This is a genomic window from Kineosporia sp. NBRC 101677 (genome assembly GCF_030269265.1).
GTDB classification, from domain to species: Bacteria; Actinomycetota; Actinomycetes; order Actinomycetales; family Kineosporiaceae; genus Kineosporia; species Kineosporia rhizophila.
In genome coordinates, this window is sequence record NZ_BSTA01000009.1 from 92,412 (window position 1) to 112,478 (window position 20,067).

The following is a 20,067-nucleotide window of genomic DNA, read 5'->3' on the forward strand; positions in this document are numbered from 1 at the left end:
AGAGGTGGTCAGGCCTGCTGACCGGTCGGTTCTTCCTGCTGGTCCTGCTGGTCCTGCGCGCCTTCCGGCGTCGCCCCGCCGGTGGCCAGGACCCGCTCGACCGCGGCGGCCAGCAGGCACACGGTCACGGTCAGGCCGACGGCCCGGGTGATCGTGGTGATGTGCGGGGTGAAGGCCAGCCACGGGGAGGCCGCCTGCGGGCCCACGATCCAGCGGGCCAGCTCGTTCAGGGCGTCTTCCAGCCGCTGGGCGGCCAGGAAGGCGAGGGCGAAGATCAGCATCGGCGCCAGACCGGCTACCGCCAGCTGACGCAGCCCTCCGGTGAGGCCGGTGAAGCGCTCCTTCACCTCGCCGGTGAGCTCCCCGCCCCAGCGCTGCACCGGGCCGGGCACCATCCGCAGGATGCGTGGCTGCGGCGGGGGCGGCGGCTCGACCAGCTTGTGCCCGTAGACGACCGCTCCGACGGTGAGCCAGGCCACCGGCAGCACGACCAGCGAGTCCACGCTGCTGAGGATCCCGATGACGAACGCACCGGTGGCGTCGACGGCGTCGGCGAACGGGCCGAGCTTGTCCAGCAGCGACTCCCAGCCCTCGATGAACATCTCCAGGCCGCGCCGGCTCTCGGCCCACGTCCAGCCGATGTTCTTGAAGTCGCGGAAGTGCGCCGCGATGGCGACCATCCAGACCGCCTCCACGTAACCGCCGAGCAGGCCCAGACCCCACAGCGCCTTGCGGCCCTCAAGCTTGGCCAGGCCGAACTTGAGCACCACGGCCACCACGATGACGGCCACCAGCACCCAGCCGCTGCCGATGTCGAAGCGGGAGGTGTCGTTGCTGACCCCGGAGGCGCCGCCGAAGTAGTCGTTCTGCGCGAACTCCTCGCCGAACAGCGAGTTGAGGTACCGGTCGATGTCCTCTTTGAGGAACCCGTAGGTGGCGTAGACGGCCAGGAACGGCACCAGGACGCTGGCCAGCATGTCGAGCAGCCGGCGTTCCCGATGGCGGATCGGGTCTTCCGGGCCGACGGTGTCGGCGGCCTGGGCGAGCGAGGGCAGCGAGTGCCGCAGCGCGTAGAGCATCAGCACGATGCCGGTCACCGCCGAGAGCGGGGCCAGCACCAGGGTGAGCACGCCGAGGGTGTTGTAGATGTCGCTCATCCGCACGGCCGCCCAGATCGCGCCCATCCGGGCCGCCAGGGCGAACAGCGCGATGGTGAGCAGGACCGGCCAGTGCTGCAGCCAGAGCTTCGCACCGGCCCCCACCACCACGAACGCCTCACGGACCGCTTTCAGCACAGCAGGACAATAGGCGAACGATCCGGCGTCGAGCCCGGCTTACGACGAATCCGGGTGAATCTGGGCACGATCAGTCACGAAAGTTCACGGGCCCGGGCCAGCAGCGCCTCGCGCTCGCGGGCGTTGGTGGCCATCGAGGCGGCCAACCCGAACTGGGCCCGGGCCTCGTCGGCGCGGCCCAGCCGGGCCAGCAGGTCGGCCCGGACGCCGGGCAGCAGGTGGTAGTCGCGCAGGGCGGGTTCCTCGGCCAGTGCCTCCACCGCCTCGAGCCCGGCCTGCGGGCCCAGGGCCCGGCCGACGGCGACGGCCCGGTTCAGCGCGACCACCGGTGAGGGCAGCACGGTGAACAGGACCTGGTAGAGCGCGGCGATGCGCATCCAGTCGGTCTCCTCCGGGCTGCGGGCGCGGGCATGGCAGGCCGCGATCGAGGCCTGCAGCACGTACGGCCCGAAGGTGCCGCCCAGCTCCTGCGCCTTCTCCAGTGCGGCCAGGCCGCGCCGGATCAGCAACTGGTCCCAGCGACCCCGGTTCTGCCGGTCCAGCGGGACCGGCTCACCATCGTCCCCAGTTCTGCTCGCCAGCCGGGAGGCCTGGATCTCCATCAACGCGACCAGCCCGTGCACCTCGGGCTCCTGCGGCATCAGCCCGGCCAGGGTGCGGCCCAGGTGCAGGGCGTCCTGGCAGAGCGCGGGGCGCAGCAGATCGTCGCCGGAGCTGGCCGAGTACCCCTCGTTGAAGATCAGGTAGGTGACCTCGAGGACCGAGGCCAGCCGGGCCGGGCGCACGTCCGGGGCGGGCACCTCGAACGGCACCCGCTGCTGGGCGAGCGTGCGCTTGGCCCGGCTGATCCGCTGCGCCACCGTGGCCTCCGGCACCAGGAAGGCGCGGGCGATCTCGGCCGTGCTCAGCCCGCCGAGCAGGCGCAGGGCCAGGGCCACCCGGCCCGGGGTGGGCAGGACCGGGTGGCAGGCGACGAAGATCAGCCGCAGGACGTCGTCCTCAATCGCGTCCGGATCGATCGGGAGGCCCTCGTCGTGGTCCTGGATCCGGTGGCCCAGCTCGGCCAGGTTCTCGGCGAGTTTCGCGTCCCGCCGGATCCGGTCGACGGCCCGGTTACGAGCGGTCGTCATCAGCCACGCCGCCGGATTCTGCGGCGTACCCCGGACCGGCCACTGCTCCAGGGCGGAGACCAGGCAGTCCTGCGCGATCTCCTCGGCCACTCCGACGTCGCGCACCAGACGGGTCACGAACGCGACGATGCGGGTGGCCTCGACCCGCCAGACACCTTCGATCAGGGCGTGCGGGGACGGCTCGGCCATCCCCGCACCCAACCACTAGCCGGGGAAGTTGGTGAAGTCCTCCGGCCCCATCACCCGACGGATCTCGGAGCTACCTTCCCAGCCCGGCCAGAGCTCCTGATGGCAGCGCAGGAACCGGCTGGTCCACTCGACCGCCTCCTCCTGGCTGCGCAGCTCGTACATGGCGTAGCTGGTGATCGTCTCCTTGGCCTCGGTGAACGGCCCGTCGGTCACCGTGATCTTCCCGCCCTCCAGCCGGACCTCGGCGCCGGCCGACACCGGGGTCAGTCCCCCGGTGTCGAGCAGTACCCCGGCCTTGGTGGCCTCCTCGCCGAGTTTGGCGATGGCGGCGAACAACTCCGGCGGCGGGTTACCGCCCAGCTGGTTCTCGGCCGCCTTCAGAATCACCAGATAGCGCACTTGGTCGTTCCCCTCGTCGTCACGGATCCGGCTGTTCTCAGCCTTCACCGAACTCGACGATCGGGCGGACGGGTTCTCGACAAACGTCCGTAAGAAAGTTCTTGGCTATCCCAGACGCCAGCTCAGGAACGCGGACGAGCCGAACGCGGCGGCAGCCGGAAAGAGCAACAGGCAGGTGGCGGCGAAGGCGGCGCCGGACTCACCGGGGCGGTGCCGGGCCGTGACCACTGCGCCGATCGCGACCAGCACGGCGACCGGGATCAGGGCCAGCGGCTCGATCAGGACCAGCATGCCGAAGATCAGGCCGGCCAGGAGCCCCTCGGCGGTGGAGCCGTGGATGGTGAACCGGCGCAGGGCGCGCAGCAACAGGAAGACCAGGACGGCGCCACCGAAGACGGCGAGCCAGAGCTCCAGGTGCCGGGGTAGGTCGAGCGGCAGGTCGCCGATCACAGCGGCTCCGGGTAGACGATGCGCGGCGGGGTGCGCTGGTAGGGCGCGGGTTTGGGGGTGCGAGTGCGCAGACGGGTCAGGGCCCGGGTGAACAGGCCTACGGAAGCCTTCTCGGTGTCGGCGGTCGAAGCGGCTGTGGTGCCGGTCGCGGGCGTGGTTGCGGCGGGCGAGGCCGGGGTTGCGGCAGCCGGGGCTGTAGATACGGCGGTGAAAGCCTCGGCTGCGGCAGTCGGGGCCGTAGTTGCAGCGGTCAAGGCCACGGCTGCGGCAGTCGCGGCGGTAGTTGACGCCGCCGGGGCGGCGATGGCGGTCGGGTCGGCGGCCGCGAAGTCGGTGGGCGAGGCGGCGGTCGGGGCCGCAGCGGTGATGGGGTGGGCCGAGGTCTGGGCAGGCACCACACCGGAGACCGGAGAAGGGGCGGGCGTTGCTGCGAGAACCGGAGCCGTTGCCGGAGCCACAGCCCCGGACGCCAGCAGCGCGGTCTGCCCGGCGGGAGCCGGCAGCGCAGCGGGAGCCGACAGCGCAGCGGGGGCTGGGAGCGCAGCGGGAGCTGGGAGCGCGGCAAGGGCTGGGTCGGCGGCGGGAGCGTGGGCGCCCGACAGGCCGTGGGTCGTCTTCTCCCAGTAGTGCGGCTTGGTGATCAGCTGCCAGAGCGCCTTGTACGCCGACACCGAGTGCATCATCCAGTAGACCGGGTTCAGCAGCGCCCAGGGCACCAGCCGGTAACGACGGCGCTTGAAGGCGCCCATCATCGTCACGTAGATCATCATCGCGTTGCCCAGCAGCAGGTTGGCCAGGCTGATCTCGAGGATCGGCGAGGGGAAGATCGCGCTCAGCGCCTCGATCGGCATCACCAGGCTGGTCAGGAACAGCGCGTACAACGGTGGCGAGAGCAGGAACGACAACGGTGTGCCGCCGACCAGCAGGGCGAAGGCCAGGGCCTGCACGGCGCCGGCCTCCCGCACCAGCCGCACCGGGTGCCGGGTGTGCACCAGCGTGGTCTGCAGGTAGCCCTTGATCCAGCGGGAACGCTGCCGGATCCAGTTGCCGTAGGCCCGGTTGGCCTCCTCGTACGTGGTCGAGTTGATCACGCCCACGGTGTAGCCGAGCGAGGCCGCCCGGATGCCCAGGTCGGCGTCCTCGGTGACGTTGTACGGGTCCCAGCCGCCCAGGTCGCGCAGCGGCTGGGTGCGGAAGTGGTTCGACGTGCCGCCCAGCGGGATGGGCAGCCGCAGGGCCTCCAGACCGGGCAGCATGTAGTCGAACCAGAAGCTGTACTCCAGAGTGAACATCCTGGTCAGCGCGTTCTCGTCGGCGTTCCAGTAGTTCAGTGCGGCCTGCACGCAGACCAGCTTGTCGTTGTCCTGGGCCTGCGCCCGGCGGAACGCGATCACCGCCTTCTTCAGCTGGTCCGGCTCCGGCCGGTCCTCCGCGTCGTAGATCACCAGGAACTCGCCGCGGGCGAAGAACAGGCCGATGTTGCAGGCCTTGGGCTTGGTCTGCGGCCCGCCCTTGGGCACCACCACGAAGGTGATCGTGCTCGGGCAGTCGGCGGCCGCGGCGGCCCGGCGGGTCTCCTCGTCCTCCTCCTCCAGCAGGAGCAGGATCTCCAGCTTCTCGGCCGGGTAGTCCAGCCCGCCGAGGTTGCCGATCAGGTCGGCCACGATGTTGGCCTCGCGGTAGACCGGCACCAGCACCGTGTAGACCGGCAGTTCGTCGTCGGTGAGCGCGGCCACGTCCTCGTCGGTGATCGGGACCGCGGCCTCCCGGCGGGCCCCGACCACGCAGACCACGAACTTGAACACCACGCCGACCAGGAAGAAGACGGCGATCAGCATGGACAGCACGAGCAGCGAGACCATCGGGGCGAAGACCGCACCGAGCACGGCGACCGCGATCGCGGCCACCCCGGCCACGGCCTGCGCGGTGGACAGCACCGAGCGGGCCGAGGCCGCGGGATGGCGCTGCCACAGCCCGTTCGCGGCCTCGTCGATCAGCTGTTCCCGGAAGACCTGACGCATGGCCAGGGCGATGTCCCAGTCCGAGGTCACCATCAGCCGGACCGGGCTTCCCACCCGCTGCTCGATGTGCCCGCACCGGGCCGCGCTGGGTTCCTCGGCGGTGGCCACCACCAGCACCCCGTCGGGGTCGCGGCGGACCGGGATCCAGCCCTCGTCCACCAGGGTGCGCGGTTCCAGCCCGGCCACCAGCTCCGGGTCGATCACGGTGTGCGCCACGTCGACGAACTCGCTGTCCCAGACCTGGGCCAGGGTGCGGTACAGGTCCAGGCGGCGCACCAGACCGGAGGCGATCAGGATCGCGCCGAGCCGGGAACCGGTGCGCTTCTGCACGTCGAGCGCCCAGGCCAGGTCACTCGCGGCGAGCAGCCCGCGCTCCACCAGCACGTCGCCGAGCAGGTCGGACTCCGGGGCCCGCTGCTGCGGAACCCGCCCGACCACACCTCCCGGCACCGGCTGTGAGCCGATCGGGTCGATCGCCGCGCTACTCGTCACACCCTGCGACGTCGGCGGGACCTGGACGGTGTTGAGCGAGTGTCACCAGATCGGGCGCAGCGGCGGAACTTCACTTCCGGCCTGGGACCGGACCAGCTGGGCGAGGCGGGTGCGCAGCTCGGTGAGCCCGTTCCCGCCGAGCCACTCGGCCAGCCGGGCCTCCTGCCGGGCCTGGACGTAGCCGGCCGCCCGGAGGTGCTGCTGGGCCTTGCTGGTGATCACGTAGTGCGGGTGCCGAGGGCCGCGCGGCCCGGGGATGCGCCGCAGGTAGCCGCGCTTCTCCAGCTCCTTGGCCAGCTTCACCGCCTCCGGCGTGGCCACCCCGATCTCCTCGCCCAGCTCGTCGCTGGTGCAGCCGCCGCGGGTCTGCAGCACCGAGAAGGCCAGGTCGTGCAGCGGGCCGAGCTGCTCGTAGCCGGCCGCGGCCAGCTCGGTCATCGTCTCGGCCCGCACCGTCTGCAGGGCCAGACGCAACAGGTGGGTGAGGTCGGAGTCGGCCAGCGGATCGGGCTCTTCGGCAGTGACGCTCTCTTCGGCCGGCTCGGCATCTTCAGGCTCTTCAGGCTCTTCGGCCGACACCGCTTCAGGAAAAGGCGAAGGCTCGGGGAAGGGCGCCGGCGGAGCCACAACCGGAGGATTCGGAACGGCCGCAGGGGCTTTCGGGACAGGCAGGGCCCGGGCCGAAGGCTGAGAAGCACCCCACAGATCCTGAGGTTCCGGCTCGCTCAGGGCTTCCTGAGAGGACGGCTGCTCGACCCAGGCGTTCTGAGACTGACCACCGCTCCAGGCGACCTGAGAGGACTGCCCGCCACGGGCGTCCTGAGTCTGACCAGCCCCTGAGGCGCCGTGAGACGGCTCCTCAACCCAAGCATCCTGAAACTGACCACCACGCAAGGCACCCTGAGGCGTCTGCTCACCCCAAACGTCCTGAGACTGACCAGCACCCAAGGCACCCGGAGACGACTGCTCGACCCAGGCGTCCTGAGTCTGACCAGCTCCCAGGGCGCCCGGAGACGACTGCTCGACCCAAGCGTCCTGAGACTGACCACCATCCCAGGCGACCTGAGAGGACTGCCCGCCCCAGGCGTCCTGAGATTCACCACCGCCCCAGGCGCCCTGAGACGGCTCCTCGACCCAGGCGTCCTGAGACTGCTCGACCATCCAGGCATCCGGAGACGAAGCGCCGCCCCAGGCGTCCTGAGGCTCTTCAACCGACTCGACCGACTCGACCGGCTCAGCAGGCTCAGCCGGTCGCCCCGGCGGCCGGGCCCAGCTGATCGGGGCAAACCGGAAGTCGTCCTCGCCGCTCACCCCGTCTGCGCTCCCCATCATCACCATGGTCTACAGCACCGGAGGAGCGCCGGCGTTGAGCCCCTGCTCGCCGGCCTCGGCCCAGAGATCGGCCAGAGCCTGGTCGATCACCGGTTTCACATCGGGAGCATCAGCCTTGAGCCCCGGGGGCAGCAGCGACTGGGCGACCAACCGACCCTCCGGATCGCGCCGCAGCGCCACCCGTGCCGGTTTGCCGCGTGGCATCGGCACACTCGCCGTGAGCACCACCGACGACTGCACCCGCTCCCGCACCACCTCGGGCAGGCGGCCGATGTCGTCCTGGATCTCCAGAGGCGTGGTCTTGCGCGTACCCACCCACCAGATCACCAGCATCGCCGAGTCCTGGTCCCAGACCGCGTGGTCCACCTCGCTCCAGCTGCGCACGATCCGCTCCCCGCGCGGGGTGACGATGCGCAGGTCACGCACCGTGGCCGCGGCCGCCCCGCCGCCGACCAGCACCGACCAGGCCAGCAACCGGGGTTGCCGGGGTTGGTCCAGGCCGAGCGCCTTCTCGGTCTCCGGGGGCATGGTGACCCGCTGGGGAAGCTTGATCAGGCGGGGCAGTCGCGGAACCAGACGCATCTCAGCACCCACTCGACTCGGGGACGTTCCAGCAGCAGATCACATGGCACCGTGCTTACGCTCGAACAGGTCACGCTTACGCATCTGCAGCTCCAGCAGACGCATCCCGACGTCCTCACCCTGCTGCAGCGCCGCCCGCAGATTCATGATCTCGCGGCCGACCTGCGACTCGGCGATGTGCAGGACGATCCCGGCCGCGTACTTGGCCAGGGCCACCTCGTCCTCCAGGGTCGGCAGCGGGGCCACCGCGAGCTCGGTGATCATCGGGACCACCGGGTCGGGCGCGTAGTCCTGCACCAGGGCCACCCAGGCGCCCGGGTTCATCCCGACCGCCACGGCGATGCCACCGGCTCCCCGGATCGCCTCGTGGATGGCCCGGTAGAGCGGCGTGGCGAAGGCGTCGGCGGGCAACTCGTCGGTCTCCACCGAAGGCACCAGCCGGGGCACCTGGAGCATGCACTCCAGAGCCTGGCGCTCCACCGCCGCGACCGGGTCGTTGCGGTTGGGGCGCTCCAATTTAGGACGCTCGAAGCGCCTCGGCGGCGCAGGTTGCCTTCCAGCCTGGTCGCCCGGGTGCGCGGCGACCGCGTCGGCGTACGCCTCGTACGGCGGCTCGTCTTCCGGCGGCGGGGGCATGTCGTCGGGCGGGGGTTCGTCGTGGTGCCACGCCTGACCGTTATTGGCACTGGCACCGGCGCCGGGGCCGCCCGCGTTGTTCTGGCTCTGGTGCTGGGCCCGCCAGTCGCGGTTACCGCCCCCGAAACTGCGGCCCCCCTGACCTTCTCCGCGCTTCCACTTCTGCTTCGGCTCCGCCGGGGGCAGGTGGTACGAACCGTCGGGCAGCAAGAACGAACCGTCGGGCTGGCGCACACCACCCGCCGGGCCCTCGTTCCTTCGCCCGTTACCCGAGAACGCGCTACCGGGACCGGACTGACCCGGTGCGTCCCTTCGTCCTCGATCGGCGCCGGAAGGAGTACCGGAGCGCAGGTCGCGCAGCGCCCGGTTGACCGCCTGCTTGACCGGCTCGACCTCCATGCCCAGCCAGCCGGCCAGTTCCCGCGCGTACTCCGGGCGCAGCGCCGGGTCCTTGATCCCGGCGACCACCGGGGCGGCCAGCCGCAGACCCTGCACGCGCCCCTCGGCGGTGGAGAGGTCGACCTCCTTCATGATCGACTGGATCTTGAACTCGAACATCGGCCGGCGCGTGGCGATCAGCTCGCGCACCGCCTCGTTGCCCTGCTGAAGGCGCAGGTCGCACGGGTCGAGCCCCTTGGGGGCGAGGGCGATGTAGGTCTGCGCGACGAACCGCTGATCTTCTTCGAACGCCCGCAGCGCGGCCTTCTGCCCGGCCGCGTCCCCGTCGAAGGTGAAGATCACCCGGCCGCCGGAGTTACGGTCGTCGCCGATCAGCCGTCGCACGATCCGGATGTGGTCGGTGGCGAACGCGGTGCCGCAGGTGGCCACCGCCGTGCCCTCACCGGCCAGGTGGCAGGCCATCACGTCGGTGTAGCCCTCGACCACCACCACCTGGCGCGACTTGGCGATCTCACGCTTGGCCAGGTCGACGCCGTAGAGCACGTGCGACTTCTTGTAGAGCACGGTCTCGGGGGTGTTGAGGTACTTGGCCTCGATGCCGTCGTCGTCGAACAGCCGGCGCGCGCCGAAGCCCAGCGTCTCGCCCGTGACGTCGCGGATCGGCCAGATCAGCCGGCCGCGGAACCGGTCGTACAGGCCGCGCCGGCCCTGCCCGGTCAGGCCCGCGGCGACCAGTTCGTCGCTGGTGAACCCGCGGCCGATCAGGTGCCGGGTGAGCACCTCGCCGCCGCGCGGGGCGAACCCGACCCCGAAGTGCTCGGCCGCGGACTGGTCGAAACCGCGGTCGACCAGGAACTGGCGGCCCTTGGAGGCGTCCGGCGCGGTGCCCAGCTGCTCGGCGAAGAACTGGGCGGCCGCCCGGTTGGCCTCGAGCAGCCGGCGCCGCTGGTTCAGGCCCTCACGGGGCTTCTGGCCGTCGTTGCCGCCCTCGTCCTCGTAGCGCAGCTCCATGCCCAGGCGCTGGGCCAGCCGCTCGACCGCCTCGGCGAAGTTCAGGTGGTCGATCTCCATCACGAAGGAGATGACGTCGCCGCCCTTGTCGCAGCCGAAGCAGTGGTAGTAGCCCACGGTCGGGCGCACGTTGAACGACGGCGTCTTCTCGTCGTGGAACGGGCACAGACCCTTGAGCGCCCCGACCCCGGCCGGCCGCAGCGTGACGTGCTCGGAGACGATCTCGTCGATCCGGGACCGCTCACGGACGGCTTCTACGTCCTCCCGGCGGATCCTCACCCAGTGATTCTAGGTCGTCCCGGGCACTGTGGCGTCGGGCAGGTCGCCCGAGGACGAACTGGACACCGGCGCCCACTTCACGGTGATCCCGTCCAGGGTGCCGCTCGGCCCGGCCAGCAGCCGCAGCCCGAGCACGGTCAGTAGTGCCACGGTGACCAGCACCCCGATCAGCGCGAAGTAGACGGCCACGCTGATCTTGAACGCGCTGCCCCAGGTGATCGTGCGGGGGGCCAGCACCGGCGCGGCCGCCGGGCGGGTGTTCAGGGAGCCGGTGTCGGACAGGGAGCCCTTGACCCGGGCCCGCTCCCGCGGGCTCTCCAGCCGGCGCCGGGCCTGCTCGAAGCTCTCGGCCCGCTCCTGGAAGAATTCTGTGTTGCTCAACGCTCGCTCACGCCTCGCTGTCCCGTCCGTCGGCCCGATGCCGGATAGTGACAGCGCTCCATGTCAGCGAGTGCTTCGGCAACCGCAAGAACGCGTCAAATCACCGGGCGTGAAGTGGGCTCACCAGTTCGTGGTGCCAGCTCACCGCGCGGGTGTCGGTCAGGCTGGCGGCCTGGTCGATGACCGCCCGCAGACGCCCGGCGTCGTCCTTCGCCGCCTCCCAGGCCGCGGCGAAGGGCACGTCGAGAACCTTGGGCGCCCGGTCCTCCAGGGCCTGCACCAGTTCCATCAGCAGTTCGCGCTGGCGGGTGTAGAGCGGCTGCCGGTCCTCCACCGTCATCACGTAGACCGCGGCCAGGCCCTTCAGCACGCCGATCTCCACGGCCGTCTCGCGGGGCACCACCAGGTCGGCGCCGTACCGGGTCAGGGGTTCCTCGGGGGCCGGGTCGCCGTTCAGAGCAGAGCGGGTGGCGGCCTCCACCGAGCGGATGAAGTCGCCGATCAGCTGCGAGGTCATGTTCTTCAGGGCGGCCAGCGAGGCGTAGTCGCCGACGAACGAGGTGACCCAGGCCGGCCCCTGCCGCAGGCGCAGCAGCCCTTCGGCGATCTCGTTCTCCGACACGTCCGGCAGGTACCAGGCGCGCACCTGGGTCACGATCCGCGCGGTCTCGTCGGGGTCGGACAGCAGCCGGGGGTCGAAACGGGCCGACACGATCGCGTCTTCCACGTCGTGCACGCTGTAGGCCACGTCGTCGGCCAGGTCCATCACCTGGGCCTCGATGCAGCGGCGCCCGTCCGGCGCCCCGGCCCGCAGCCACTCGAACACGGCCAGATCGTCTTCGTAGACGCCGAACTTGGGCGTCTGCGGGGAGCGGCGCCAGGGGTACTTCGTCGCCGCGTCGAGGGTGGCGCGGGTCAGGTTCAGCCCGTGCCCGCGGTCGGGCCCGGTCACCTTCGGCTCCAGCCGGGTGAGCAGCCTCAGGGTCTGCGCGTTGCCCTCGAAACCGCCGATCGGGGCGCAGATCTCGTCCAGCGCGGTCTCACCGTTGTGGCCGAACGGCGGGTGCCCGAGGTCGTGCGCCAGGCAGGCCGCGTCGACGATGTCCGGGTCGCAGCCCAGGGCCGCCCCCAGTTCCCGGCCGACCTGGGCCACCTCCAGGCTGTGGGTCAGCCGGTTGCGCACGAACTCGTCCGAGCCCGGGCCGACCACCTGGGTCTTGGCCGAGAGCCGGCGCAGCGCCGAGGAGTGCACCACCCGGGCGCGGTCGCGGGAGAACTCGCCCCGGCGCGGGTCCTTCGGGGGCTCGGGGAACCAGCGCTGCTGGTCCTCCTCGCGGTACCCGGCCTCCGGCCCGCGGTAGAACCGGCTCAATTTCTCCTCCTGCACTTACGGCTGTTCGGACCGGCCGCGCCGGACCAGTACGCCCAGACCGCCGCCGAACAGCATCACGCCGACCAACTGCAGCAGCACCTCGAGCAGGGTCGGCGCTCCCTCGGGCAGCAGGTAGAAGGCGATCGCCACGACCACCGCGGCCAGCCAGAGCAGGACCACCGGACGCAGACCGCCCCGCACCGGGGGCACCGGCTCAGCCACCGCTGACCGACAGTTCGGCCTCACGCAGGATCCCGGCCAGCTCGCCGTCGATCTCCCGGCTGTCCAGCCAGCCGGCCGGCAGCGAGACCGACCGCGGCGAACCGGCCCGCCCGCGCGGGCCCTCGGCACCCTCGCCCGGGTAGGGCTGGCTGCCGTCGAGCCGGCCGGCCAGGTCGTCGAACTCGGCCAGCGAGCTGATCATGGCCAGCCCGGCGCGGGTCTCCTTGCCCACCACGTACCCCTTGAAGTACCAGGCGATGTGCTTGCGGAAGTCGCGGCAGGCGCGGTTCTCGGCGTTGCTCTCGGCGTCCCGGCCGGTGTGCTTGAACGGTTTGTCGTAGCCGTCGTAGTGCTCGATGAGCAGCTGGATGTGCCGGCGCATGGTGGTCAGCACGTAGTCGAGGCCGGGCCGGCGGCGCTCGGTGCGCCCGTCCATCGCGGCCGCCAGGTCGGCGAACAGCCAGGGCCGGCCCAGGCAGCCGCGGCCCACCACCACGCCGTCGGCGCCGGTCTGGGCCATCATCCGCACCGCGTCGTCGGCCGACCAGATGTCGCCGTTGCCCAGCACCGGGATGCTGGTGACCGTCTCCTTCAGCCGGGCGATGGCCGACCAGTCGGCGGTGCCGGAGTAGTACTCGGCCGCGGTTCGCCCATGCAGCGCAACCGTGGCCACCCCCTCGGCCTCGGCGATCCGCCCGGCGTCGAGGTAGGAGAGGTGGTCGGCGTCGATGCCCTTGCGCATCTTGACCGTGACCGGCACGCCGTAGGGGGTGGCGGCCTTCACCGCGGCCCCCACGATCGCCGCGAACAGACCGGCCTTCCAGGGCAGCGCCGCTCCCCCGCCCTTGCGGGTGACCTTCTGCACCGGGCACCCGAAGTTCAGGTCGATGTGGTCGGCCCGGCCCTCGCCCAGCAGCATCGACACGCAGGCGCCGACGGTGGCCGGGTCGACGCCGTACAGCTGCACGCTGCGCGGGTTCTCGTCCGGGTCGTGCTTGATCAGCCGCATCGACTCGTCGTTGCGCTCGATCAGCGCCCGGGAGGTGACCATCTCGCTGACGAACAGGCCCTGCCCGCCCTCGGCCGCCATCTGCTCACGGCACAGCCGCCGGAAGGCCGTGTTGGTGATCCCGGCCATCGGGGCCAGGACGACGGGGGTGGCGATCCGGTGCGGTCCGACCTGCAGTGCTGTCACGGGGACCATTCTCCCCCAAGGTTCGGCTCGGGATGCGCGCCCGCCCCGAGAGGGAAGGCTGGGCCGGAACCCTTCCGACAGGAGGCACCGAAATGCCCGAGTACCAGCGCTCGCTGACCATCGCCGCGGCCCCGGACGAGCTGTTCGACTACCTGTCCCGGGTGGAGAACCTGCCCAAGTACTTCTCCGGACTCTCCGAGGCGCACGGGGCCACCGGCGGGGAGATCCACGTCACCGCAGTGGAGCCGCCCGAGGCCACCGAGAGCGGGAAGCCGGAGAAGGTCGAGTCCAACGCCTCCTTCGAGGTCGACGCCGACCAGCGGGCCATCCGCTGGGGTACGCCCGCGCTGAACGACCACGACTACGGCGGACGTCTGCAGGTCACCCCCGAGGGTGACGGCGCCCGGCTGGCCGTCACGCTGCACACCGAGCACGATGCGCCGGACGTGATCAACGCCGGCATCGACGAGACGCTGCGCAACGTCGAGCGCCTGGTTACGCAGAAGCCGGACCTGCAGAACTAGGTCGTGCGTACCCCGCTCATGTCCTCACCTCGTTCGGGTAAGTGTCCCCATTAGCGCTGTAAACTCCGCTTCTTCTGGCGGCGGGCACCTAGGGGTGGGGCATGAGCTACGTAAAGGCAGATCTGGCTTCGCTGGAGCAGACGGCGCTGCGGCTGGGGCAGGTCGCCAGCACGCTGGCCCAGGCCCGGTCCGGGGCGGACAGCGACGGTGCTCTGGTGGGGCAGGCCGACCTGGCGGGGGCGCTGGGCGACTTCGCCGACAACTGGCGCATCCGCCGCGAGCGGCTGACCAAGGCGGTCGAGGGGGCTCACACCTTCGTGTCCGGCGCCGTCACCGCCTACCGCGACCTGGACACTGCGCTGGCCGAGGCCTGCACGCCCGAGGGGCAGGGCAAGTGAGCCGGCCGCTCGACTGGGCCCCGCTGGCCGACTCCGACCCGATCCCGGGCGACGAGGCGCAGCTGCGGGCCAGTGCCCGGCGGTACCGCGATTTCGCCGCCGAGCTCGAGGAGCAGGCGGCCGTCCTGAACCGGGTGGCGCACGCCGAGGGCTGGGACTGCGGGGCGCAGCGTGCGTTCTCCGCGACCGCCGTCGAGATCGCCGGTCAGCTGACCAAGGTCAAGGGTCGCTACCAGACCGTCGGCGAGGCCCTGGACACCTACGCCGGTGAGCTGGCCCACGCGCAGGCGGAGGCCGATGCGGCGCTGCAGGAGGCCAAGCAGGCCGAGCAGCAGGTCAAGGCGGACGCCGCCGCCCGGGCGGCGGGCACCGGGCCGTCCACCCCCGCCCCGGCGCCGGGCGCGCCCGGCGCCGACCTGGCCGAGGCTCTGATCGGGCCCCGGAACCGGCTGAACCGGGCCCGTGACCAGCGGGAAGATGCCGGGCGCCGGGCCGCCGACCGGGTACGGGAGGCCATCGACAACGACGGCCTCGAGGACAGCTGGTGGGACGAGGTCTCCAACTGGGCCGGCCGTAACTGGAACTCCTTCATGGACTGGGTCCACGAGCACGCCGAGCAGATCGACGGCATCGCCGACGTCCTGGGGAAGATCTCCAGCGTGCTGGCCGTCATCGGCACGGTGCTGGCCTGCATCCCGGTGGTCAATGCCCTGGCCCCGGCCTTCTTCGCGGTCGGGGCGGGCCTCACCGTGATCAGCCTGGGGCTGCACCTGATGACGGCGATGTCCGGCGACGGTTCCTGGGTGGCGGTCGGCCTCGACGTCGTCGGCCTGGCCACCTTCGGGGTCGGGCGCGCCCTCACCGGCGGGGTCCGGGTCGCCCAGACCGCCCTGCGGGGGGCGGCCAAGAACACGGCGCTCACCTCCGCCACCGCCTCCCGGTTCTCCAGTCTCAGCCGCGGCTTCGCCAACGCCCAGAACGCCGGCCGCGGACTCACCACCGAAGCCCGCACGGTCGCGCAGAACGCCGCTTCCCGCATCGCCGAGACCCGCTCCACGCAGGCCGTCAACTCCGCGGCCAACCAGTACGGCAAGGCCTCCCAATGGGTGTCCGACAAGCTCACCGGCACCAAGGTGGAGACGTTCGTCAACTGGGCGACCAAGGCCCAGAGCCCGATCCGGCAGAAGGTCCTGGGCCTGGACGCGGAGGTCGTGGTCGACACCGCCGGGCACCGCGCCCTGGCCGATCTGGCCGGCCGCACCGACGAGGTCAACGCCGCCCTGAAGACCGCCACCACGAAGGCCAACCTCGGCGGGATCGTCGACCTCGTCGGCCTCTACGGGGACGTCGTGGACAAGTCCAAGGTCACCGACAAGATCGGCCTGGACGACAAGCTGACTCAGGGATTCGGGCGGTACGTCAACCAGTGAACCCGACCGAGACCGCGGGAGACCCCGCCGGCGTCACTCCCGCCTGGTCCTTGCTCCTGCCCAGCGCCTGGTCCCGGGTCAGGCTCCGGACCGACCGTCGCGAACAGGTCCAGGCGCTGGTCGCCCGGGCGTTCGCGACCGTGTCCCGCGACCAGGCCGGCGAGGTCCGGCGATCGCTGGAGAAGGACCTCCTGGGCATGGCCGAGAAGGCCTTCCGGAACGGGGGGCGTGAGCTCTACCTGCTGTCGGAGGTGCGGCGCGGCCTGCCGCTGGCCGCCAGTTGTGTGGTCTCGGTGCATCCCGAGCCGCTGCCGGCCGACGTCTCGCCCGAGATCCTGGCCCAGAGCCTGGCCGGCGGGTCCAGCGAGGCCGCGGTGATCCTGGTCGACGGCGAACCGACCGCCGCGGTCCGTCGCTCGGAGGCCAAGGTCTTCCAGGCGGCCCTGCCCGAACTCGAGCCGCCCCGGCTGAAGTTCACCGGCCTGGACGTGTACGCGCCGTTCCCCGACCGGTCGCAGCTGCTCCTGCTCAGCTTCCGCACCCCGGTCGAGCCGATCGCCGACTCCATGATGATTCTCTTCGAGGCGATCGCCGGGTCGCTGCGCTGGCAGGAGGCCTGAGATGCCGCACATCCGGATGGACGCCAGGCCTGCCTGGGTCCCGGCCGACCTCACCGCCGATCCGGTGCAGTGGGCCCGGGCGACCGTGCGCGAGCGAGCCGGGGCCGAACAGGCCGACCTGTCCGACGAACGGGCCGGACTGCTCGCCGAGGTCCTGGTCCCCGCCCTCAGGGCCGCGGCCGCCGAAGAGGCTCCGCCGGTCATGCTCCTCTTCCTGATCCCGGAGGCCACCGAACCGTCGGTGTGCAGCGTCAGCATCCGGGTCGAACCGGTCCCGCCGTCGGCCACGCCGCAGAGCCTGCTGGAGGACGTGCGGCTGCCGGAGCCCATGCTGGAGCGGCCCGCCGAGGAGGAGACCGTCCCGACCGCCGCCGGCCCGGCCACCCACCTGGTGCAGCGCTACCGGGTCCCGGTCAGCCCCGAGTACGAGATGGTCCAGGAGCACGAGCTCTTCCTGTGGCGCATCGCCACCGAAGAGGGAGTCCTGGCGATCTACCTCTCGACCAGCTACCTGGACCTGACCGCGGCCGGGCAGTGGCGCCCGGAGCTGGTCGCCCTGGCCTCCGGTCTCGACGTGGTCGTCGACGATCCGGTCCTCGAGGCCTAGACCGCCCGGGAGTCAGAGGTCCAGCAGCTCACTGAGGCTGCTCAAAACCCGGTGCGGCCCGCTCGGGTGCGGGTCGTCCAGGTGGTACCCGAACGGGTCGTGCAGCAGCGGGGTCAGCCCGGCCGCGGTGGCGGCGCGCACGTCGTAGAACACCGTGTCACCCACATAGGCAATACGTGGGGACGCCGGTAGCCCCAGAGCGTCGAGAGCGTGCAGGAAGATCGCGGGGTCGGGTTTGGAGACGCCGACCACGTGCGAGTCGACCACGCACACCACCCGGGCCGCGCCCGGGGTGTCCACCCCGCAGATCCCGAGCATGGCCAGGTCGCCCTCGACCTGCCCCTCGGCGTTGGACACGATCCCGATCGGCACGCCCCGCTCCTCCAGGGAGAGCAGCGTCCGGGCCGCGTCGGGCACCGGCTCGCGCCACATGGTCTGGTTGAAGCCCTCGAAGAACGCCTCCAGGGCTTCCTCGTGCCGTTCCTCGGCCACCCCGGTGGTGCGCAGATAGGCCCGGGCGTAGGCCTCCCAGTCGGACTTGTCGCCGTCGGCGCGGGCGTGGTCCATCGCGTGCGCCCCGGCGAAGTGCGCCTTCTGGTGCACCTCCCGCTCGCTCGAGCCGCCGAACCGGGCCACCACCGGGGCCAGTCCTTCCGGGCTCGGAGTGACCAGCACTCCCCCGGCGTCGAAGAGGATGGCGTCGAACTCTCCGCTACGCGTCATACCGCGCATCATCCATCGGTGCGCCCCCGGAAGGCCACGTCGGCGAGGATCCGCACCAGGTACGCGTCGGTCGCGATCTCGTCGGCCGCGCTCGGGATCCGCTCGTCACCGCAGATCAGCGGCTCCAGCGCTTCGGCCACCCGCGGGTGCAGGTCCGGGCGCAGCACCAAGGCCCGGTCGAGCAGCCCGGCCACCACCGGGGTCACCCGCACCACCCGGCCGCTGCGGGCCGCCTCCGCCTCCACCGCCAGGGCTCGCTCCACGGCCTCCTCGGCCGTCATCTCGTTCTCCTCGAGCAGGTGCGCCAGGGCCACCGCGGTGGCCACGTGATCCGGTTCCGACCAGGTCTGGCGCCCGTGGTCGGCGATGTCCCACAGCTGGTCCAGCCATTCCGGGCCGAGCTCGGGAACCAGGTGCACCATGCGCCCGGCGATCGAGGCCGCCTCGGCCAGCGGCTCACCGGCCCGGTCGATCACCGCCTGCACCGTCGGCCAGGCGGCCCGGATCCGCGCCGGGTCACCGGTGCCGAGCATGACCGAGGCCGCGACCAGCTGAAGATGCCGGTCCGGCAGCGAGTCCCGGGCCCACCCGGTGAACTCCTCCTGGGCGGCCCGCAGCAGGGCCGGGGAGGGGAAGTGCGACCAGGCTCGCAACAACTCGTCGGCCCCGAACCGGCGCCCGGCCAGTTGCCAGACCCGGTCGAAGGTTTCGCCCGGGTCGGAGCTGGCCGGGTCGAGCCAGGTCTGCAGCGTGAGAAGCCAGGCGCCGGCCTCGTTCTCGGCCGGAGGCAGTTCGCGGATCCGGGCGCGGGCGGCCTCGGTGAAGACCTGCGGGTCGACCACCGCCAGCTGGGTCAGCGCCTTCAGCACCACCGGCTCGGGCGAGGGCTGCGGGGTCGCGGCGAGTGCCTGCAGAAGCACGTCGACCACGGCTTCGGACGGCGGGAGCTGGCTGAGCACCTCGGCCCACGATCCGTCGGCGGTCGGCCGGGCGGCCAGGGCGGTCCGGGCCACCTCCGTCAGATCGGCCCTCGCCCAGGCCACCGGGCGCGACGCGGACACCCGGGCGAGCAGCACGGGCAGGCTCGTGCTGCCGTTGAGGCCGGTGCTGACCATCAGGTGCTCGCCGGTGGCGACCGCCTCCCGGGCGGGCGCGGCCCAGCGGGGGTCTTCCAGTACGAACAACAGCGAAACAATGGACGCTTGTAGCGCCAGATGAGCACGAACGTCCTTGGGTTCGTTGGTGCTCACGTTGTCGAGAAGGTGAGCGAGGACGTCCGTAATCGAGCTTTTCTGCTCCTCGGCGGCCGGCAGCACCGCCGCGAAGGCCGCCACGATCTGCTGGGCCGCCTGTACGTCGGGCGATTCTTCCCGCTGGGCGAGGTCGATCAGCGCCTGCACCGCGGAAGGGGTTGCTGAACGCGAGATCTGGGCCACGTCGCACCAGGCGTAGGCGAGATCCCCCACTCCCACACCCATCTGCGCTCCGGTTTCCGTCTCGAGTCGTTCGGCCAGCACCTCGAGCAGCGGCAGGGCCCGGGGACCGGCCCGCTGCACCAGCAGAGCCAGCGAGTTGGACGCCCCGAGACCGGGATAGTGGGCTGCGTGCGAGGGCCACAACCGCACGAGATGCTCCAGCACCGAAGGCATTTCAAGATCCACGGCGAGCGCGCACCAGACCGCGGCGAACAGTACGTCGTCCTGCCCGGTTTCGGTCAGCGTGGTCAGATCGGCCGGCCCGAGCACCCGATGCCGGGCCATCGGCTCCATCAGGGCCACCCGCGCCCTGAGATCCGTCTCCGCCGCGAAACGCGCCCGTAACATTCGCCCGACCGACTGATCGGCTCCGGCGTCCGGCCAGTAGCAGGCGCACTCGTACACCCCGGCCCGGACGTCCGGATCAGGATCCTCGGCCAGCGGTGCCAGCGACCGGGCCGAACGATCAAGCCCTGCGCGTGCTTCGGCCTGGAACGACGGATCTTCCTGACCGGCCCCGGCAGCCACCGACTGCCCGTAGAAGTACAGCAGCTGCAGGGCCCCCAGCCGCCCGGGAGCCTGATCGTCCAGAGCCACCTCGACCAGGAACGGAAGCGCCGCCAGCGTGGCCGGGTACACCCCGCCCTGGTAGAGGATCGACCCGAGCAGTTCCTCGACGGCCTCCGACCAGTCGTCCTTCCTCAGTTGCCGGACCAGACCAGGGGTGTCACCGGCGTTGCCGTAAGCGTGTTCGAGGCGGGACCAGTCGATCTCGTCGAGCGAATCGATCATGACCGCAGAGTAGCGAGGCGACAGTCAAGGCTTGATGCACCACGCGTACCAAGCTGGTATCGGTCTGACTACTGTGACGTTCCGGGGTCAGGTGGGCACATTGAGCTGTGGTT

Annotated in this window: 19 protein-coding genes; 5 read left to right on the forward strand and 14 right to left on the reverse strand. The window is 71.3% G+C overall.

Features of this window, described 5'->3' with window-relative positions; all coding sequences use genetic code 11:
• Positions 1 to 8 precede the first annotated feature (8 nt).
• The 12 genes from QSK18_RS24880 to dusB form a co-directional block, all read right to left on the reverse strand.
• Positions 9 to 1,295, reverse strand: coding sequence for a hypothetical protein (locus QSK18_RS24880; RefSeq protein WP_232813791.1), 1,287 nt, complete (start codon positions 1,293 to 1,295; stop codon positions 9 to 11).
• Positions 1,296 to 1,369: 74 nt separating this feature from the next.
• A complete protein-coding gene (locus QSK18_RS24885; RefSeq protein WP_269810893.1) occupies positions 1,370 to 2,614 on the reverse strand; it encodes an RNA polymerase sigma factor in 1,245 nt (414 codons plus the stop codon).
• Positions 2,615 to 2,629: 15 nt separating this feature from the next.
• Positions 2,630 to 3,061: a YciI family protein gene (locus tag QSK18_RS24890; RefSeq protein ID WP_232813790.1), complete on the reverse strand. Its 432-nt coding sequence runs from the start codon at positions 3,059 to 3,061 to the stop codon at positions 2,630 to 2,632.
• A 57-nt stretch (positions 3,062 to 3,118) separates the two neighbouring features.
• Positions 3,119 to 3,463: a hypothetical protein gene (locus tag QSK18_RS24895; RefSeq protein WP_232813789.1), complete on the reverse strand. Its 345-nt coding sequence runs from the start codon at positions 3,461 to 3,463 to the stop codon at positions 3,119 to 3,121.
• Positions 3,460 to 5,976 (reverse strand): glycosyltransferase, encoded by a 2,517-nt coding sequence (locus tag QSK18_RS24900; RefSeq protein WP_285623911.1) that lies wholly within the window; start codon positions 5,974 to 5,976, stop codon positions 3,460 to 3,462. The genes QSK18_RS24895 and QSK18_RS24900 overlap by 4 nt, the downstream gene beginning before the upstream one ends.
• Positions 5,977 to 6,018: 42 nt before the next feature.
• Entirely contained in the window at positions 6,019 to 6,555 is a 537-nt protein-coding gene (locus tag QSK18_RS24905; protein WP_285623912.1) for a MarR family winged helix-turn-helix transcriptional regulator, read from the reverse strand.
• A gap of 762 nt (positions 6,556 to 7,317) precedes the next feature.
• Positions 7,318 to 7,890, reverse strand: a complete 573-nt coding sequence (locus QSK18_RS24910; protein WP_232813786.1) for a hypothetical protein — start codon at positions 7,888 to 7,890, stop codon at positions 7,318 to 7,320.
• Positions 7,891 to 7,929: 39 nt separating this feature from the next.
• A complete protein-coding gene (gene dnaG, locus QSK18_RS24915) occupies positions 7,930 to 10,215 on the reverse strand; it encodes a DNA primase (RefSeq protein ID WP_285623915.1) in 2,286 nt (761 codons plus the stop codon).
• A gap of 9 nt (positions 10,216 to 10,224) precedes the next feature.
• Positions 10,225 to 10,596, reverse strand: coding sequence for a hypothetical protein (locus tag QSK18_RS24920; protein WP_232813784.1), 372 nt, complete (start codon positions 10,594 to 10,596; stop codon positions 10,225 to 10,227).
• 100 nt (positions 10,597 to 10,696) lie between these two features.
• Positions 10,697 to 11,968: a deoxyguanosinetriphosphate triphosphohydrolase gene (locus QSK18_RS24925; RefSeq protein WP_232813783.1), complete on the reverse strand. Its 1,272-nt coding sequence runs from the start codon at positions 11,966 to 11,968 to the stop codon at positions 10,697 to 10,699.
• 15 nt (positions 11,969 to 11,983) lie between these two features.
• On the reverse strand, positions 11,984 to 12,190 hold the full coding sequence (locus QSK18_RS24930) for a hypothetical protein (protein WP_232813782.1): 207 nt from the start codon (positions 12,188 to 12,190) through the stop codon (positions 11,984 to 11,986).
• A complete protein-coding gene (gene dusB / locus QSK18_RS24935; protein WP_352396640.1) occupies positions 12,183 to 13,394 on the reverse strand; it encodes a tRNA dihydrouridine synthase DusB in 1,212 nt (403 codons plus the stop codon). The genes QSK18_RS24930 and dusB overlap by 8 nt, the downstream gene beginning before the upstream one ends.
• 83 nt (positions 13,395 to 13,477) lie before the next feature.
• On the opposite strand from dusB, the gene QSK18_RS24940 reads away from it, so the two are divergent.
• The 5 genes from QSK18_RS24940 (at position 13,478) to QSK18_RS24960 (ending at position 16,964) form a co-directional block, all read left to right on the forward strand.
• Positions 13,478 to 13,909 carry an SRPBCC family protein gene (locus QSK18_RS24940; protein ID WP_285623925.1) on the forward strand — a complete coding sequence of 144 codons (432 nt, stop codon included), beginning with the start codon at positions 13,478 to 13,480 and terminating at the stop codon, positions 13,907 to 13,909.
• 101 nt (positions 13,910 to 14,010) lie between these two features.
• A complete protein-coding gene (locus QSK18_RS24945) occupies positions 14,011 to 14,307 on the forward strand; it encodes a hypothetical protein (RefSeq protein ID WP_285623927.1) in 297 nt (98 codons plus the stop codon).
• A complete protein-coding gene (locus tag QSK18_RS24950; RefSeq protein WP_232813778.1) occupies positions 14,304 to 15,737 on the forward strand; it encodes a putative T7SS-secreted protein in 1,434 nt (477 codons plus the stop codon). The genes QSK18_RS24945 and QSK18_RS24950 overlap by 4 nt, the downstream gene beginning before the upstream one ends.
• Positions 15,734 to 16,357, forward strand: coding sequence for a hypothetical protein (locus QSK18_RS24955; protein ID WP_232813777.1), 624 nt, complete (start codon positions 15,734 to 15,736; stop codon positions 16,355 to 16,357). Before QSK18_RS24950 ends, QSK18_RS24955 begins: the two co-directional genes overlap by 4 nt.
• 1 nt (position 16,358) lies before the next feature.
• A complete protein-coding gene (locus tag QSK18_RS24960; protein ID WP_285623931.1) occupies positions 16,359 to 16,964 on the forward strand; it encodes a hypothetical protein in 606 nt (201 codons plus the stop codon).
• 12 nt (positions 16,965 to 16,976) lie between these two features.
• On the opposite strand, the gene QSK18_RS24965 is transcribed toward QSK18_RS24960, so the two are convergent.
• Together QSK18_RS24965 and QSK18_RS24970 are read right to left on the reverse strand one after the other, a co-directional pair.
• Complete coding sequence (locus QSK18_RS24965; protein ID WP_285623935.1) at positions 16,977 to 17,687, reverse strand: HAD family hydrolase; 711 nt, start codon at positions 17,685 to 17,687, stop codon at positions 16,977 to 16,979.
• 8 nt (positions 17,688 to 17,695) lie between these two features.
• Complete coding sequence (locus QSK18_RS24970) at positions 17,696 to 19,954, reverse strand: hypothetical protein (RefSeq protein ID WP_285623938.1); 2,259 nt, start codon at positions 19,952 to 19,954, stop codon at positions 17,696 to 17,698.
• Between the last annotated feature and the right edge of the window lie 113 nt (positions 19,955 to 20,067).